This is a genomic window from Citrobacter sp. CF971 (assembly GCF_006385635.1).
Lineage (GTDB): Bacteria > Pseudomonadota > Gammaproteobacteria > Enterobacterales > Enterobacteriaceae > Citrobacter > Citrobacter freundii.
Genome location: NZ_CP041051.1, coordinates 1,775,976 through 1,792,292, shown reverse-complemented (window position 1 = coordinate 1,792,292; position 16,317 = coordinate 1,775,976). Strand labels below are relative to the sequence as shown.

Annotated in this window: 13 protein-coding genes; 2 read left to right on the top strand and 11 right to left on the bottom strand. The window is 53.1% G+C overall.

Annotation, left to right across the window (positions count from 1 at the left end; all coding sequences use genetic code 11):
* Nucleotides 1-122 precede the first annotated feature (122 nt).
* Nucleotides 123-1,313, top strand: a complete 1,191-nt coding sequence (aspC, locus tag E6P06_RS11965) for an aspartate transaminase (protein WP_044712521.1) — start codon at nucleotides 123-125, stop codon at nucleotides 1,311-1,313.
* Between the two features lie 53 nt (nucleotides 1,314-1,366).
* Here the strand turns inward: aspC and E6P06_RS11960 are convergent, their stop codons facing one another.
* From E6P06_RS11960 to cmoM, 7 genes are all read right to left on the bottom strand, one after another.
* Nucleotides 1,367-2,014: an MBL fold metallo-hydrolase gene (locus tag E6P06_RS11960; RefSeq protein WP_003035823.1), complete on the bottom strand. Its 648-nt coding sequence runs from the start codon at nucleotides 2,012-2,014 to the stop codon at nucleotides 1,367-1,369.
* A 28-nt stretch (nucleotides 2,015-2,042) separates the two neighbouring features.
* Entirely contained in the window at nucleotides 2,043-2,591 is a 549-nt protein-coding gene (locus E6P06_RS11955; RefSeq protein WP_003035820.1) for a YcbK family protein, read from the bottom strand.
* Nucleotides 2,592-2,768: 177 nt separating this feature from the next.
* Nucleotides 2,769-4,520, bottom strand: coding sequence for a L,D-transpeptidase (ldtD, locus tag E6P06_RS11950; protein ID WP_003846982.1), 1,752 nt, complete (start codon nucleotides 4,518-4,520; stop codon nucleotides 2,769-2,771).
* Nucleotides 4,521-4,765: 245 nt separating this feature from the next.
* Nucleotides 4,766-9,226: a chromosome partition protein MukB gene (gene mukB / locus E6P06_RS11945; RefSeq protein WP_003846984.1), complete on the bottom strand. Its 4,461-nt coding sequence runs from the start codon at nucleotides 9,224-9,226 to the stop codon at nucleotides 4,766-4,768.
* On the bottom strand, nucleotides 9,226-9,930 hold the full coding sequence (gene mukE / locus E6P06_RS11940; RefSeq protein WP_003035809.1) for a chromosome partition protein MukE: 705 nt from the start codon (nucleotides 9,928-9,930) through the stop codon (nucleotides 9,226-9,228). The genes mukB and mukE overlap by 1 nt, the downstream gene beginning before the upstream one ends.
* Entirely contained in the window at nucleotides 9,911-11,233 is a 1,323-nt protein-coding gene (gene mukF / locus E6P06_RS11935) for a chromosome partition protein MukF (RefSeq protein ID WP_003836877.1), read from the bottom strand. Before mukF ends, mukE begins: the two co-directional genes overlap by 20 nt.
* Entirely contained in the window at nucleotides 11,226-12,029 is an 804-nt protein-coding gene (cmoM, locus tag E6P06_RS11930; protein WP_003846990.1) for a tRNA uridine 5-oxyacetic acid(34) methyltransferase CmoM, read from the bottom strand. Before cmoM ends, mukF begins: the two co-directional genes overlap by 8 nt.
* A 135-nt stretch (nucleotides 12,030-12,164) precedes the next feature.
* Between cmoM and elyC the strand changes: the two genes are divergently transcribed.
* Nucleotides 12,165-12,929: an envelope biogenesis factor ElyC gene (gene elyC / locus E6P06_RS11925; protein WP_139935266.1), complete on the top strand. Its 765-nt coding sequence runs from the start codon at nucleotides 12,165-12,167 to the stop codon at nucleotides 12,927-12,929.
* A gap of 117 nt (nucleotides 12,930-13,046) precedes the next feature.
* Here elyC and E6P06_RS11920 read toward each other — a convergent pair whose 3' ends face one another.
* The 4 genes from E6P06_RS11920 to E6P06_RS11905 all read right to left on the bottom strand — a co-directional run bounded on the left by E6P06_RS11920 (nucleotide 13,047) and on the right by E6P06_RS11905 (nucleotide 16,314).
* Entirely contained in the window at nucleotides 13,047-13,940 is an 894-nt protein-coding gene (locus E6P06_RS11920) for a YcbJ family phosphotransferase (RefSeq protein ID WP_003035798.1), read from the bottom strand.
* Between the two features lie 164 nt (nucleotides 13,941-14,104).
* The gene (kdsB, locus tag E6P06_RS11915; protein WP_003035796.1) at nucleotides 14,105-14,851 is read right to left on the bottom strand and encodes a 3-deoxy-manno-octulosonate cytidylyltransferase; all 747 of its coding nucleotides are present in this window, start codon (nucleotides 14,849-14,851) and stop codon (nucleotides 14,105-14,107) included.
* On the bottom strand, nucleotides 14,848-15,030 hold the full coding sequence (gene ycaR / locus E6P06_RS11910; protein WP_003035793.1) for a protein YcaR: 183 nt from the start codon (nucleotides 15,028-15,030) through the stop codon (nucleotides 14,848-14,850). The genes kdsB and ycaR overlap by 4 nt, the downstream gene beginning before the upstream one ends.
* A gap of 51 nt (nucleotides 15,031-15,081) precedes the next feature.
* Nucleotides 15,082-16,314, bottom strand: coding sequence for a winged helix-turn-helix domain-containing protein (locus E6P06_RS11905; protein WP_139935265.1), 1,233 nt, complete (start codon nucleotides 16,312-16,314; stop codon nucleotides 15,082-15,084).
* Between the last annotated feature and the right edge of the window lie 3 nt (nucleotides 16,315-16,317).

Below are 16,317 nucleotides of genomic sequence, written 5' to 3'. Positions count from 1 at the left end.
CTAGCGAATTCTTGCGTCTTAAAAAAACACCTCAGCTTTTCGTCAGTAACGGTTGGCATTTTGTAAATCTACCGTTAACCTGATAGCGGACTTCCCTTCTGTAATCACTATGGAACCTCGTCATGTTTGAGAACATTACCGCCGCTCCTGCCGACCCCATTTTGGGTCTGGCTGATTTGTTTCGTGCCGATGACCGCCCTGGAAAAATAAACCTCGGGATCGGTGTATATAAAGATGAGACAGGCAAAACGCCGGTGCTGACCAGCGTTAAAAAAGCCGAGCAATATATACTGGAAAATGAAACCACCAAAAACTATCTTGGCATTGACGGTATTCCAGAGTTTGGTCGTTGCACTCAGGAATTACTGTTTGGTAAAACGAGTTCGCTTATCAACGATAAACGCGCACGTACGGCACAGACCCCTGGCGGCACTGGCGCACTGCGCGTGGCAGCTGATTTTCTCGCAAGAAATACGTCGGCTAAACGCGTATGGGTGAGCAACCCAAGCTGGCCGAACCATAAGAGCGTCTTTAACTCTGCCGGTCTGGAAGTTCGTGAATACAACTATTACGATGCGGCGAACCACTCATTAGACTTTGATGCGCTGCTGGCCAGCCTCAGCGAAGCTCAGGCTGGCGATGTGGTACTGTTCCACGGCTGCTGTCATAACCCAACCGGTATCGATCCTACGCTTGAGCAGTGGCAAACGCTGGCTCAGCTTTCTGTCGAGAAAGGATGGTTACCGCTATTTGACTTCGCATACCAGGGCTTTGCCCGCGGTCTGGAAGAAGATGCAGAAGGTCTGCGCGCATTCGCCGCGCTGCACAAAGAGCTGATCGTTGCCAGTTCCTACTCCAAGAACTTTGGTCTGTACAATGAGCGCGTGGGTGCCTGTACGCTGGTTGCTGCTGATGCTGAAACCGTCGACCGTGCGTTTAGTCAGATGAAATCAGCCATTCGCGCTAACTATTCCAACCCGCCAGCACACGGCGCATCCGTAGTTGCCACGATTCTGAGCAATGAAGCGCTGCGTGCCATCTGGGAACAGGAACTGACCGATATGCGCCAACGCATTCAGCGCATGCGTTTACTGTTCGTGAATACGCTGCAGGAGAAAGGTGCGAACCGCGACTTCAGCTTTATCATCAAACAGAACGGCATGTTCTCATTCAGCGGCCTGACAAAAGAGCAGGTTCTGCGTCTGCGTGAAGAGTTTGGTGTCTACGCTGTCGCTTCCGGACGTGTAAACGTAGCTGGAATGACGCCAGATAACATGGCACCGCTGTGCGAAGCGATTGTCGCAGTACTGTAATCTATCGCGTACAAAAAAGGCCGCAATAGCGGCCTTTTTATTTATCTGCGGTATTACCAGACAGGCATTTCGTCCTGCAGGAACGGGTTATGAAGCCGTTCGTTACCCAGCGTAGAAAGTGGGCCGTGACCCGGAATAAACGTCACGTCATCGCCCAGCGGCAACAGTTTACGTTTAATCGAATCGATCAGTTGGCTGTGATCTCCGCGCGGAAAATCGCTGCGCCCTACGCCACCTTTGAAAATCACGTCACCCGAAATCAGTAACTTTGATTGCTCATCAAAGAAGACCACATGTCCCGGTGTATGACCCGGACAATGCAACACCTGCAACGTCACGTTGCCAACGCTGACCCGATCACCTTCGTTCAGCCAGCGATCGGGCGTCAGCGGCTCACAATCGCCCAGGCCAAACATGCGGCTCTGCGCAGGGAGCCCCTGTAGCCAGAACTCATCTTCTTTTTCCGGACCAATAACCGGTACACCATAATGCTGTGCCAGTTCAGCTGCCGCCCCAACATGATCAAGATGACCGTGAGTAAGCAGGATCTGCATTAGCGTCAGACCGCTGGCATCCACTTCCTGTTTGATTTTCTCGGCATCGCCGCCGGGATCGACCAACGCGGCCAGACGAGTCTGCTCACACCAGATTAGCGAGCAGTTCTGGGCGAATGCAGTGACCGGAATAATACGATAGTTCATACAGCTCCTGTTTCATTAAGCTTATGGATCACCAGTGCCGTGCAGGGCCGGTGTCGATATGCACAAAGTTACTGCTGGGGTAGTATCCTACACCACCTGCGCGCATAGATAACGCAGCTTTGCGAATATTACTTAATGCGATGCCTTCAATATGGAAATCCATGGCCTGGCCTTTGGTGTGGTAGCTTTTCTTGGCCACACCGCGACTGCGCGCACGTAGTTCATTATTGGTATCGACGGAACGATAACCGGAGATCAGCTGTACGGGTTTACGCGTACCCAGCAGGCCCTGCAGACGGAAGAGTTGATCAAACAGTCCGGGGTCAATGGATTTCACTTTATTGGCCCGAAAATCACGGAAAAAGTGGTTAAGTTTTGCTAATTCGTCCTGAATATAGCCCCTGCCATCAAAAAACTCTGCTTTTATTGACTCACCGGTATGCAGGTTATTCAGAGTCAATATACGCGGACGTGGGGTAGAGAGTGTTGCAAACGCAGGCGTAGGCAGGATGGCAGCGCCGAGGGCAATACCACCAAGCGCCAGCAGTTTGCGGCGATTAGCGTCAAATTTGTCCATGGTATTAAGGTCTACAAGGTCAATGTTATCGTATGTATGCTCTAGCGCACGCGGGAAACCTTATCTGGCTAAGTAGTCCACGTCAAGGCTCCCAACCCCAGGAAATACGGGGCTCACAGCCATTTTGCCCCGTTTCCAGCATAACTTACGACAATCATTTTCCTCGAACTGCTTCATTTATCTGATTAATTGCTCGGCTTTTGACACAATTTGTGCGCTGGATCGCGCTGTCAGATCGTAATTGTAAATATCTGTACGATACTGCGTGCGACCATCCGGGCCAACAAATGCGGTCAGATAGTAGAGGTTGACCGGAATATTCTGGCGAATATTCACGTACCGCGTATCCCCTTGCTTCAGGGCATCCGAGATGCGGGTATCATTCCAACCCGCGTCCTGTAGCAGCATATTCGCCAGCTCAGATGCCTTATTCACACGCACACAGCCGGAACTTAACGCCCGCGTATCTTTCTGGAACAGATTGTGGTTCGGCGTATCGTGCAGATAAATAGCGTCCGAACTCGGCATATTGAATTTATAGCGTCCGAGCGAGTTGCGTGCGCCCGGAGCCTGCTGAAAGCGGAACGGCAGATTGGACGCAGTGATGGTGGCCCAGTCAACCTGCCACGGATCTATCGTCTCTTTACTGTTCCAACCGCGCATCACGGTATAGCCGTGACGTTCAAGATATCCCGGATCATTCCATAACTTAGGCAGAATATCTTTTCGGGCCAGCGTCGGTGGAACGTTCCACGGTGGGTTAACGACCACGTTATTCAGCGCACTACTCATCATCGGCGTTTTGCGATCTGGACGCCCGACAATAACGCGCGAGGCCAGCACCTGATTTCCATTCTGATAATAAACCAGCGAATAGGCAGGAATGTTCACCATGATACCGGTAGACAGCTCACTCGGCAGCAGGCGCAAGCGCTGAATATTTAACGCCAGCACGCCCGCACGCTGAGCAGGCGTTACGTTCAGCCAGTCACGCGTGGCAGGGCCAATCGCGCCATCAGCCCCAAGCCCTTGCCACGTCTGAAAACGCTTTACCGCATCGACAAGTTCACGATCGTAAGCGCTACGTCCTTCTTTAGCAGATGTACTGACGGTGGACTCCAGCATTCCCGTACGGCGCAAAATTTCACGCAGCGCGGGGATGTCGTTACTCCACTCTCCCGGACGCAGCGTCGCGGTACTGGTGAGCTGAGGCCAGGGCCGCGTATCGCTCACCAGCTTGAGTAGTGATTCATGCATTGCGGCGTACTGCGGATGCTGAGGCGCCAGGCTGGCAACAAACGAAGTTAGTTGACCGTTATCCAGTGCGACCTGCCACTGGTTGATGACAGAAATCGGCGGCGTTGTTAGCGCATAGGGCTTATCGCTATAAAGCCAGCGATTACCTTTGACAGGGATATTAGCAATAAAGTGCAGGTATCCCAACATCGCATCAGAGAGCACGATATCTCGCGCCTGGCCGGACACTGCCGGATCAGTCAGAAGTGCAACCCAGGTAGTAAACTGCGGCTGAAAGCCAGCAATCGCGACCTCGGCCAACTGTTGTTGAAAGGCCTTTACCGCATCACGATTTTCCCACATCGGCTTCATTTCACGTGCGGCATACAGCAATTCCAGCTGGCTCATATACACTGGCGTGAAGCCCGCTGGAAGTTGAGATTGTAATTCGGCGCGGGCTTGATCAACTGACACGCCCTGCGGTAACGGTTGAATCCCCGCCATAATAGCCGTCGCGGAAGATTGTACCTGCGGCTGCGATAATGCTGTTGGCTGTTCACTGACGCTCGCGGAGCTATCGCCAGGGATCATTTCAGGCTCATCGGCCTGCGCATTGAACAGTGGAGCGAATGTTACGGCCAGGCACAAACTGATTGCCGACAGCCGACGACCACACATTTTATTAAGCAACATCCCTTGCCCCCTGTTTTCTTTATCATACTCTATAGCCAGGCACCATAAATCGGGTGTGCAACGCCTGTAGACGCCAATACAACTGAAGTATGACGAGTAAGCCTGCATACCCGTCAGGCTTATCTTCAGTATATAAACTTCGCCAATGTTTTACCTGGTATAATGTAAAGAAGTTAAAAGAAATTGCACCTGCAATTGAGACTTTTCGGAAAAGAAGAAAGGCGGTCAAATGACCGCCTTTCTATTTAGCTTGCCTGCGAGGAGGCATCTTCAGTCCCCGGCAGTGGTTCCGGTAACTGAGGCGCAAATCCGCGCAGCCCCACCACATGAACGTGCTCGGTGTTCTGGAAGACTTTACGCACCAGTTTGTAGGTCGTGCCTTTCTCTGGGCTGATGTTTTCCGGCGCAGCGATAATCAGCTGCATCTGCAAACGCTCACACAGCTCAAACAGAGTCGCAATAGAACGCGCATCGAGTCGTGCTGCTTCATCAAGGAACAGCAGGCGGCAAGGAGAGATGTCTTTCCCGCGCAATCTGCGACCTTCATCTTCCCAGCTTTGCACCACCATCACCAGAATAGACATCCCGGTCCCGATCGCTTCACCCGTTGACAGCGCGCCAGATTCAGCACGCAGCCAGCCGTCAGAACCTCGGTTTACCTCAACTTCCATCTCCAGATAGTTACGGTAGTCCAACAGCTCTTCACCTATGGTTTGCGGCGTACGCTGTCCCATGTCAATCTGCGGATTCAGACGTTGATACAGCTTCGCCAGCGCTTCAGAGAAGGTCAGACGATTGCTGTTAAACAGATCCTGATGCTGCTCATGCTGCTCTGAAAGTACGTCCAGCAAGGTAGCATGCGTTTCACGCACATTGACGTTCAGGCGAACGCTGTTAACCTGGCCAAACGACACACTTTGCAGCCCCTGGTTCAGCATGCGAATACGGTTCTGTTCACGCTGAATGGTCTTACGAATAATGTTCGCCACGCTGCGTGAGCTGATCGCCAGTTTCTGTTCACGAGAGGTTAGCTCTTCCGTCAGACGGCTCAGCTCAATCTCCATCTGTTCGATGGCTTCAACCGGATCGTCGGTACGGATAATATCCTGGCGAATACGTTCACGCAGATGCTGGTAAACCGCGACGAAGAACTGGATTTTGCGCTCTGGGCGTTTTGGATCTTCAGACATACGCAACACATCGCGCAGGTGTTCGTTATCCGCAACCGCCAGACGTAGCGCACCGAGCGCCTTATCCGACATCGAACGCAGTTCGTCACCGGAAAGATAGGCCAACTCGCGACGGTGCAGACGACGTTCCACACCGTTATCTTTCACCATCCGCATGACTGCACACCAGCCGGCTTTGGCGGTGACTACCTGCTCACGCATTTCATGATAATCACGTTCCAGCTTGCGCAGTCTGCGGGTCAGGTTTTCCATCTCCGCTTCGCAGAAGGTCAGTGCTTTTTCAAGTTGGTTACGGCGTGCACGGTTGTTGCTGAGCTGCGCATGCAGTTCGTCACGACGGATACGCGCGCGCTCTTCGGCACCACTGTCCGCACGAACGCCAATATCCTGCAGTTCACGTTGTAAATCGTTAAGCAGCTCTTTTTTGGTGTCATAAGAGCTTTTTAGCGATGCCATGACCTGGTTGTACTGGCTTAACTGTGCAGCATGACTGCGCAGCGCCTCACGAGCGCGGGTACGTTCGGCTTCCGCCTGTTCCAGGCGTTCACGCAATTTTTCGTTCAGATCGCTATTACCGCTCAGCATTTCGGCTGAGTCGGAATAACTAAAGTGCGCCCGACGCTGTACGACTTCAGTCAGCGCAAAAGCCTGCTGACGTGCGTCGCGCTGCATCTGCTGGGAATACGTATAGTCTTCCTTCAGTTGTTCAAACTGCTCAGGGTCATTTTGCAGAACTGAAACGATAGGTTCCAGTTTCGCTAACTGATTGCCATGTTGCTGTACAAAACGCGCGGCTTCCTGAGCTTCATCCAGACGCTCGCGAATTTCGTCCACGCGATCGGCCAGCGTGTCATCCGCCAGCAGATTCAAGCGAGGCAGCAGGCGGTTCAGCGCGGAGACGCCCTCTTTCGCCTGTTCAAACTGCATACGGCTTTGCTGATTATCATTTTCATGATTGGTCAGCGCACGTTCCAGTTCAACGCGACGGCTATTCAGTTGGCGAATTTCCGCTTCTGGATCGGCTTCAAACGCCACCGACAGATGGCTGCCGATAAAGCGGCTGAACGCCTGATGCAGACGCTGGGTTTTCTGTACATCAAAGGAGAGCGTGGCGAAACGTTCAGACAGCCCTTCACGCTCGGCATGCAGGGTTTCGATACGGCTTTCGCGCGCGGCACGACCAAAAATAGGCACCTTCGGGAAGCGGGAATAACGCCATTGACGCTCGGCGGTTTTCACCACCACCGCATTTTCCAGTTCATCAACGCTGAAGACGCTATCATCAAACGACTGCGGATCCCCTTCGATGAAATAGAGATCTTCCGGGCAATCCGTCAGCCCTTCAAGCTGTTCGGTAATTAGTGATAGATCTGGTACCACGATGGCATGGCGCGAAGGACCGTACAGCGCAGAGAAGTACGGGGCATCTTCAAGGCTAACGTCATCATAAATTTCTGACAGCAGCACGCCGCCAAAGCGTTCAGCCAGCGCGTTCAGACGCTGATCTTCCGCACCGCCCGGCTGACTTAAACGTTCAATCTCTTCATCAACCGCATTTTTACGTGCACCGACTTCATCACGCTCAACAATGGCCTCACGCTCGCGCTCCAGCAATTGTTGCAGATACTCGGTCACATCCTGGCTGGAGGTAAACTCTTCGCCACACTGCTCGCTAAGCTGATTCAGGCTATTTTGCGCAGCCAGCCAGACAGGTGCCCGCTTCATCAAATGCTGAATACGGGATTGTAGCTGTTCCTGTTCCTGACGCAGCGTCATACGCTGTTCGCTGGCAGACGAGACGCTGTCCGACAAGGCGGCGATGCGCGCTTCCAGTTCCTGGTGCAGCGCTTCCAGCTCATCGATATCAAACTGTTTACCCTGACGCTTGCAGAATTCGGCCAGCAGACGCTCGGCATCCTGCTGTTCGCGCAGACGCTGCTCCAGTTCGCTCAGTCGCATACGCAATGGCTGAACCTGTTCCGCCAGGTGGCGCTGTTCAACGCCTTCACGCAGCAATTCACGCGCCACGCTCCAGGCTTCACTACGTGCCAGCGGGCCGTTGATAGCCGCCACCAGCTGATAAGCCTGTTCGAACTGGCTATGCGCGGTTTGCGCCACGCTCATTTTTTGTTCAAGCGTTAGCAGTTTTTCAGTGGCTTCCTGCTCTTTGGCCTGGAAAGTCTCCAGCCATTCGGCGGCGCTGTCGGCTGTCAGATCCGGTAGGTGGCAGAGCTCTTTCGCCCGATTTAGGGCCTGAATCGCCTGGGTATACTGGATGGCTCGCGTCTGCTGGACGTCCAGCGCCTGCTGGTAATCGGCAAGCTGGCTTTTCAGCTCATCCACTTCCAGTTCGGCGGCTTCCGCGCGGGCTTCGTTTTCATCCTGGCGGTCAACGGCTTCCGCAACCACCTCATTTTGTTCTTCAAGACGGATCTGCAGTTCTTCGAGATCCGCTTCGTAGCGTTCAATTTTTTCCTGCTGACGCAGCGCGGTTTGCACCAGATTCAGGTGATCGCTCGCGGCCTGATAATCGGCTTCCAGATCGCCTTCGGCGCCGTTATGCTCGCCCAGTTCACGCGCCATATCCACGTGCTTGTACTGCTCTGCCGCCAGCTGCTTACGTGAGGTATACAGTTCACGACGATATTCCAGTGCTTTATCCAGATGGATACGACGTTCGTTGGCATGGCGCATATAATCCGCAGCCACATAGTTGGTCGCTTCGCTGATCAAATGCTTAAACAGGTCGCGGTCAGACTGGGTTACGCGAATCGCTTCAAGCGTCATGCGGTTTTCACGCAGCGCGGCTTCCATATCCTGGAACGCTTTACGGACGCCGCCGTTTTCCGGCAGCAGGTAGTCACGCAGTGAACGGGTAATGGCGCTGGAGATCCCGCCGTACAGCGAGGCTTCAATCAAACGGTAGAATTTACTACGATCAGACGCGGAGCGCAGACGACGGGCAATGATGCCCAGATCGAACATCAGCGAATGATAATCGGTTATTGAGTTGAACTGCTTAAACTGCACACCTTCCATCTCATCAAGCTTCTCTTTCAGCTCAGGTAGAGACAGTACGCGCGCCTGGCGTTCGTTCAGCGTTTCCGTCACCAGTTGGGTTGGCTGTACCGACATCGGCAGCCCCTGAATGGCAAACGGTTTGATATCCACTTTGCGATCACGACCCGCAACCTGTTGCAGACGCACACCCACGACCACGCGCTGATGACGCGAGTTGAGGACGTCGAGCATTGAGTAACAGACCCCTGCTTTCAGCTTACCGTGCAGACCTTTATCACGTGAACCGCTGGTTGCACCAGCTTCGGTGGTGTTACGGAAATGCAGCAGGGTTAAGTCCGGAATGAGCGCCGTAACAAATGCCGCCATGGTGGTGGATTTACCCGCACCGTTACCACCGGACAGCGTGGTGACCAGCTCATCGAGATCAAACGTACGGGCAAAAAAACCATTCCAGTTAATCAGCGTAAGTGAGCGAAATTTACCGCGTTCAATCATTATTCTTCTTCTCCACTGTCCGGCTGATTCTCTTCGGGCTCATCGTTGAGCTGCAGACGGTTCTCGACCGCCATCGCTTCACCATCACGAATTAAGCGACGTTGTGCTTCACGCGGATCGTCACCGCTACGCACATCCGCGCCAAAGCGGAAGACAGATTCTGTAATACGGAATTTGCTGCTGTCGTGGCCCAGAAACCACACCATGCCTAAGCGGCGCAAACGGTTGAGCGAAGAACGCACTTTTTCCTGTAGCTTCTGGCGGTCAACGTCAGAACCGGTTGAACGGTTGTTCACCAGCTTCAGCAGTTTGGCTTCATCCGCCAGCGTTAACAGCTCGTCATACAGCTCTTGCTGGGTAAAAATCCCTTCGTTCGCCAGGCGTTCCGGGCTGAGATAGAGATAGCAAAGAATTTTACCCACCATCATGTCCAGTTCAGACAGGACCGAACGCGGAATGAGCGTCGTTGAACGCGGACGAAGGTAAAAGAACCCTTCCGGCGCACGGATCAATTCCACGTTATAGCGGCTGTAAAACTCTTCAAAATATTCCTGAAAATCCATCAGGAAGGCATGATTATCCAGTTCATCCAGACCGATATGGCGGCCCGAACGTAAGGCGCTATCCAGCGCCGGAAATAACGGATTCGCCAGCGCCTGCGCCAGCTTTACCGGCATCACTTGTTCAATATTTGTCAATGACATGCGCCTGTACCTTGGCTCCGTAATCATTAATCGGCTGCCATTTGGCTGGCAGTCCGGTGAAGTCTGCTTGCGCTACGCCAAGGCGTACCGCCTGATCGATAACAATACGCGCGACGTCGAAATGACGCGCACGTGGGTATTGCGCCAGATACTCGCGCACTACCAAACCGAGATCCAGTGGTGTTTGTCTGGATTTGTAGATAGCCAGCTGTTCTTCGATGATCGCCGCCAGTTGTTCACGGATCTCGTTAAATTCTTCATATTCCAGATCTTCCGGAAGTTCACCGGTGACCTCTTCGTCACGCAGCACCATCTCCTCGTCACGCATATCCAACAGACGATCGGCGTTGGCATAGGTCAGCGCCCATGGGTCGTCAAAGTAGGTCTGCACGGACTGACGCAGACGCTGGGCGAAGACGCGGTTTTTATCCATATCGATCGCGGTACGGATAAATTTATGCACATGACGATCGTAGCCGATCCACAAGTCAATGGACTGCTGACCCCAGCTAATAATGCGGTCGAGCTTGCTTTGTAAATCAAACACCAGCCGATCAACAAAATGCAAATCATCATGCGTCATTGTGGCGTCCTGGATGCGTAACAGGTTAGCCTGCAGCTTATCCCCCGCCGCTTCCAGCGTATCCTGCAGTTCACGCAGCGTACCAGACGTTTCAGAAAGCAACAGTTCACAGCTGGAAATCGCCGCCCGCCAGTCTTTGTTTAGCAACTGTGCGATGTCGTCTTTTACCTGCTGCTGCTGTTCATCCATGATGCGCTGGGTCAGATCGATACTGTCGAAAATCTCCGCCACCGAGTATTTCAATGGCGCATAGACGTTGCGGTGCCAGTGGAACTCATCGCCACCTTCCGCTGCCGCATCCGCCGCGCGCTTCAGTTCGCCTGCAACAATCGACAGTTGCATGGAAAGACGCAGCGTAGAGAACTCGCGCTGACGAATATAGTAATCTGTGATGCCAATCCCGAGCGGCGTTAAACGGTAAATGGCGTTGCCTTCAGCCTGCTCGCTGGTAAAGCGGTTCAGCAGACGTTGACGCACCATGTCGTTGATCGCGTTGTTGGCGCGGACGCCGATGGTTTCGCTGGTTTGCTCAAACGCATCACTCACATGGCGGAACGCATCCACCAGTTCACCTTCACTCATCTCACCGTCAAGTCGCTCACCGTTCAATGTGGCGACCGCCAGCAGGAACGAAAGTCTGTCTACCGGCAGAGAGATGGAGAAGTCATTTTTTCTGGCCCAGGCAACCAGTTCGGGGACTGTCTGGGAAAATTCACTCATAGGTTATCCTTGCATCTGCGGCTCGGGCCGGACGTTTAATCGCGGTGACATGAATATAGCGCCCAAGGCTGATATACGGTTCCTGGCGGCAATAGCGCGTTTCTATTTCTGTTAAAGCATCAAAACAGTCATGCTGTTTTTGTTTATCACGCAGATAATCATGAAACACCCTCACGCCCGTTTTACCGGTTATCTCCCAGCCAATCTCCTCCAGCCAGCCATAGACCTGCTGAGGGTCGCGCGGGAAATCGGGAGACAACGTGCGCCGTTTCTTTTTATACATTCCCTGCTGTACATAGCCGAAATTACCGACCAACACATTACGCATCAACAGGCCATTTGCATTGTAGAACATCAGCGATAAAGCACCGCCCGGGCGTAACATCGACCACAATGTTTTTAAGACGGCTTGTGGATCGGCCACCCATTCCAGCACAGCATGAAACAATATCAGATCAACCTGAGAATCCAAATGCTGTGGGATGTCCTGAGCGGCACAATGTATAAAATGCATGTTGTCGCTCACACCTTGCTCTTCTGCCGCCCGTTGCGCTCGCGCCACCATCTCAGCAGAAAGATCGCACAAGGTAACGTGATGGCCCCGCTGCGCCATCAGAATGGCTGTCTGCCCTTCTCCGCCACCCGCATCAAGCACACGCAATGTCTGGCCCGCGTATTCGGCAAGAAGTTTGTCCAGATCCTGCCAGAGGATCGTCTGGCGAAGCTGACCTTTAGTGGTGCCGTAAATGTTACGGGAAAACTTCTCTGCAATGTCATCAAAATTGCGATCCCGCATCGGGCTCTCCACACGCTGGCTTTAGGGTGACTAAGTAAAACCGCTATTTTGTCACACCCACGCCGAGAATGAACCTTCCTGGTGTAATATCGCTGCAGATCCCCTGCTGTATGGTTAAAAAAGGAACCAAAAAGGATGCTTTTTACGCTGAAGAAAGTGATTGGCGGTATGATGCTGCCACTTCCGCTAATGCTCATTATCATGGGTATAGGCCTGACGCTGCTCTGGTTTAGCCGCTTTCAAAAAACAGGGAAAGTGTGCATTAGCCTGAGTTGGCTGGCGCTGTTACTTCTTAGCTTGCAACCCGTCGCTGATAGCCTACTGAAACCGATTGAGGACAGCTATCCAACCTGGCAGGATACACAAAAAGTGGAATACATTGTGGTGCTGGGCGGAGGGTATACCTGGAATCCTCAGTGGGCACCAAGTTCAAACCTAATCAGCAACAGTCTTCCGCGTCTGAATGAAGGTATTCGCCTCTGGCGTGCTAATCCGGGATCGAAGCTTATCTTTACCGGTGCTGCGGCAAAGAGCAATAACGTCAGTACTGCAGAAGCGGGAGCCCGCGTAGCGCAGTCACTGGGTGTGCCACCCGGTGATATCATCACGCTGGATAAACCTAAAGATACTGAAGAAGAAGCCGCAGCAGTTAAGCAGGCCATCGGCAGCGCGCCGTTCCTGCTGGTGACCTCCGCATCGCACTTACCACGAGCAATGATTTTCTTCCAACAAGCTGGACTACACCCGTTGCCCGCGCCGGCTAATCAGTTAGCAATTGATTCACCGCTAAATCCGTGGGAGCGCGCGATCCCCTCTCCCGTCTGGTTGATGCATAGCGATCGTGTTGGTTACGAAACATTGGGTCGCATCTGGCAGTGGTTAAAGGGATCGGAGCACTGACAGAAATATTGCCTGACGGCGACGCTAACGCGGCTTATCAGCCCCAGGCGTTCAGCGCAGAATTGTAGGCCGGATAAGGCGCTCACGCCGCCATCCGGCAATGCCGTAACGGGATAGTCAGGCGAGCCACGGCAGCAGTGATTTCGTTGCCAGATCAAAGTTGGTGCGATTAAAACGTCCGGTGTTGACCAGTTGCGCCACCTCATCCCATAACACATACAGCCAGCGCCGCCAGATGAAGGACTCCGCCACGGGCGCGCGTTGCAGGTATTGCCAAAGCAGGCTTTCCGCCAGCGCGTTATCCATTAAACGGAACAATTCATACTCTCTGGGTGCCCACAGCATCAACCCCGGTCCCACCATGGCCAGTAGCTGATCGCTACGGGCGTCTTTGAGCATGCTACGTAAACTGAAATTACCGTGGATTAGTACGCAGTTATCATTGAATCCTTCAAATAAAGCGGGTAAACACTCACGGGTACGAAACAGGATGCGCTTATCCTGCATCGTCAAGCCAGTATTGTTGAACTGATTTAACGTGGTCCACAACACCTCAACACGCTGGCGATACCAGGATGGCCAGATATTCTCTTGCGTGTTATCCACCATTCCCACGCAGCCACGGCTATCCTGCCGATGCCATGACAGCAGACCTTCTACGATCTGATCTTTTAAATGTTCCCAGCGTTCGGGCGTTCGGGCTGGCGCTTCCACCGGCACACCCCGTAAACGCTCAAGCAGTAACACATCGGGGCCGGGATGCTCTTCGTGGGTCAAGACCCCGTAAATGACGGGCATACGCACCGTACCGCTGCGCGCTAACATGGAGGTTTTCCATGCCAGTTGCTGCGCCATACCTGGCGTGGTGAAACTTCTCGCCATCAGCGGCATCGGATTTCCCTGGCTGTCGTACAGTGACCACAGGGCCGTATCCACTTTTTCATTCACGCATTCTATACGACTGAGTTTTTCGCCCAGCAGGTGGCTGAGTTCGGCACGCAACTGTTCCATTTCAGATTGCCCTCATAAATGCTACTGCTTTCATAATGAGCGTCGGGCAGACAGATGTCACCCGGATGAGATCAATTGATGAAAAGAAAAGTTGAGGGAAAGCGCAACGATACGACACTCCTCCCAAAAATACGCATCAATATGGGGGAGTGCCGTGAGAAAAACTAAGGCATTTCGGCGCGAACGCGCTCGAGATCTTCGGTAGTGTCTACGCCGGTACCCGGGACTTCTTTTGCGACGGCAACGTGAATTTTTTCGCCGTACCACAGCACTCGCAGCTGCTCCAGCATTTCGATATGCTCAAGCGGGCTAGGCTGCCAGTTAACATAGCGGCGAATAAAACCGGCGCGATAGCCGTAAATGCCCAGATGGCGCAGGAAGGTGTCCCCCACCGTTTCCAGACTTTTGGCGAAACGATCGCGATCCCATGGGATGGTCGCGCGTGAAAAATAGAGCGCATATCCTTCAGCGTCCAAAACGACTTTTACCGCATTCGGATTAAATGCCTCTTCCGCACTGTGAATCGGAGCCGCAAGAGTCGCCATGCCGACCTGACGTTGCGCCAGATTCTCAGCCACCTGGCGAATAATGACCGCCGGAATCATCGGCTCATCACCCTGTACGTTCACAATAACGGTATCATCGCTAAAACCACATTTCTCGACGACTTCCGCCAGGCGTTCCGTACCAGACTGGTGATCGGCGCGGGTCATGCACACTTCCCCCCCCACCGCTTCTACCGCGCGAGCGACATCCTCGTGATCGGTGGCCACGATGATACGTTCAGCACCAGATTCACGCGCACGCTCCAGGACATGCACGATCATAGGCTTGCCGTTGATATCCAGTAGCGGCTTGCCCGGCAGACGAGTGGACGCATAACGCGCAGGAATAATGACCACAAAACTCATGATTTACTCTCATCAGCAGTCAGAACGCGGGCTTCGGTTTCCAGTAACACAGGAATGCCATCACGCAGTGGGAAAGCAAGGTTATCCAGTTTACAAATCAGTTCCTGTTTTTCCTGGTTAAACCAGAGTTTGCCATTGCATACCGGGCAGGCAATGATTTCAAGCAGACGATGATCCATAGTTCCTCCAGATGGACCGGATTGTGAATCCGTAAATATTAACATAATCGCTTAATGGGCTGGGTCTATTTCCCAACCATGGCGTGCATCAGCAAATAAACCTTCAGGATAACGTCCCAGCGTCACGCGTGTTGCCAGTTGCCAGCGGGCAAAATCGTCAATCGCCTGAAACAATCCTTTTTGCAAAGTCGCCCCAGGCTTAACCCCATCCTGTAACCACAGCGAAATCACGTCCAGCACGCCCGTTTTACGGTGCATTTTGGCATCCATTCGCCCAACCAACTGCCCGCGGTGCAGCAACGGCAAGACGAAATAACCGTACTGACGTTTTGGTGCTGGCGTGTAACACTCCAGCCGGTAGCTAAAATCGAATAGCTGCTCTGCCCGTTTACGATCCCAAACCACCGGATCAAAAGGCGATAACACTGCGCTGTGGGTCGCCGTTAATTTGCCCGCCAGCGCCTGTTCGAGTAGCGGCTGAAGGTGGCTATGCAGCCACAGCGTTCCCAGCCCTTCAACGTCGACAGGAATAATCTGTTGCTGTTCCGCCCGTTCGTTGCACCAGTTTTTTAGCGCCGGGCGCTTCAGGCGATAGTAGTCTGCCAGCCATTGTTCGCGGAAAATCCCCAGACTGCGGGCGCTGTTATCCAGCATGACGCTTTCAGCATCTTCCTGTGAAAGTGGGTCGCGTTCATCGTCCCAGTGTGGCATGACGCGATGGGTTAAATCATACACGCGCTGGAAATTACGCCGTTCCACCACCATCACTTTCCCGGCAGTGAACAGCCCTTCAAGATGACGCTTTTGCGGTTTCCATTCCCACCAGCCGCTGCTCCCCTTGCGTGGATGCTCAAAATCAGCAGATCGTACCGGTCCGTTATGCTGGATGTGCTGGAGCAGTTGCTCAATTTCATGAGCATGTTCTTTCATCCACGCCACTTTATACTTCCAGCCCATATTCTCCGGGGCCAGCATGCGGTGACGTATCAGCATAAAATCGCTGCGCGGCAAAAAGCAGGCCTCGTGCGCCCAGTATTCCATCAGTTCGCCCTGCTGTAACGAGTCGTCCAGCCATTGGGGTGAATAATCGCCTAAACGACTAAACAGCACCAGGTAAGGACTTCGCGCCACAATATTGATGGTATCGATTTGCAGTAACGACATGCGCGAAATAGTCGCGAGAATATCTGCCGGGGTTGCCCGACGGCGTGTTTTTTTCAGCAGACCTTGAGCGGCAAGGTGAAGATGACGGGCATCCGTCAGAGAAAGGTGCGGCAACGACATCTA

What these genes read in the sequence shown, in the direction of transcription:
- ldtD (WP_003846982.1), bottom strand. Translation starts at nt 4,520, where the DNA reads ATGTTGCTTAATAAAATGTGTGGTCGTCGGCTGTCGGCAATCAGTTTG.
- elyC (WP_139935266.1), top strand. Translation starts at nt 12,165, where the DNA reads ATGCTTTTTACGCTGAAGAAAGTGATTGGCGGTATGATGCTGCCACTT.
- ycaR (WP_003035793.1), bottom strand. Translation starts at nt 15,030, where the DNA reads ATGGATCATCGTCTGCTTGAAATCATTGCCTGCCCGGTATGCAATGGC.
- E6P06_RS11920 (WP_003035798.1), bottom strand. Translation starts at nt 13,940, where the DNA reads ATGGAACAGTTGCGTGCCGAACTCAGCCACCTGCTGGGCGAAAAACTC.
- mukB (WP_003846984.1), bottom strand. Translation starts at nt 9,226, where the DNA reads ATGATTGAACGCGGTAAATTTCGCTCACTTACGCTGATTAACTGGAAT.
- kdsB (WP_003035796.1), bottom strand. Translation starts at nt 14,851, where the DNA reads ATGAGTTTTGTGGTCATTATTCCTGCGCGTTATGCGTCCACTCGTCTG.
- cmoM (WP_003846990.1), bottom strand. Translation starts at nt 12,029, where the DNA reads ATGCGGGATCGCAATTTTGATGACATTGCAGAGAAGTTTTCCCGTAAC.
- mukF (WP_003836877.1), bottom strand. Translation starts at nt 11,233, where the DNA reads ATGAGTGAATTTTCCCAGACAGTCCCCGAACTGGTTGCCTGGGCCAGA.
- E6P06_RS11905 (WP_139935265.1), bottom strand. Translation starts at nt 16,314, where the DNA reads ATGTCGTTGCCGCACCTTTCTCTGACGGATGCCCGTCATCTTCACCTT.
- E6P06_RS11955 (WP_003035820.1), bottom strand. Translation starts at nt 2,591, where the DNA reads ATGGACAAATTTGACGCTAATCGCCGCAAACTGCTGGCGCTTGGTGGT.
- aspC (WP_044712521.1), top strand. Translation starts at nt 123, where the DNA reads ATGTTTGAGAACATTACCGCCGCTCCTGCCGACCCCATTTTGGGTCTG.
- E6P06_RS11960 (WP_003035823.1), bottom strand. Translation starts at nt 2,014, where the DNA reads ATGAACTATCGTATTATTCCGGTCACTGCATTCGCCCAGAACTGCTCG.
- mukE (WP_003035809.1), bottom strand. Translation starts at nt 9,930, where the DNA reads ATGTCATTGACAAATATTGAACAAGTGATGCCGGTAAAGCTGGCGCAG.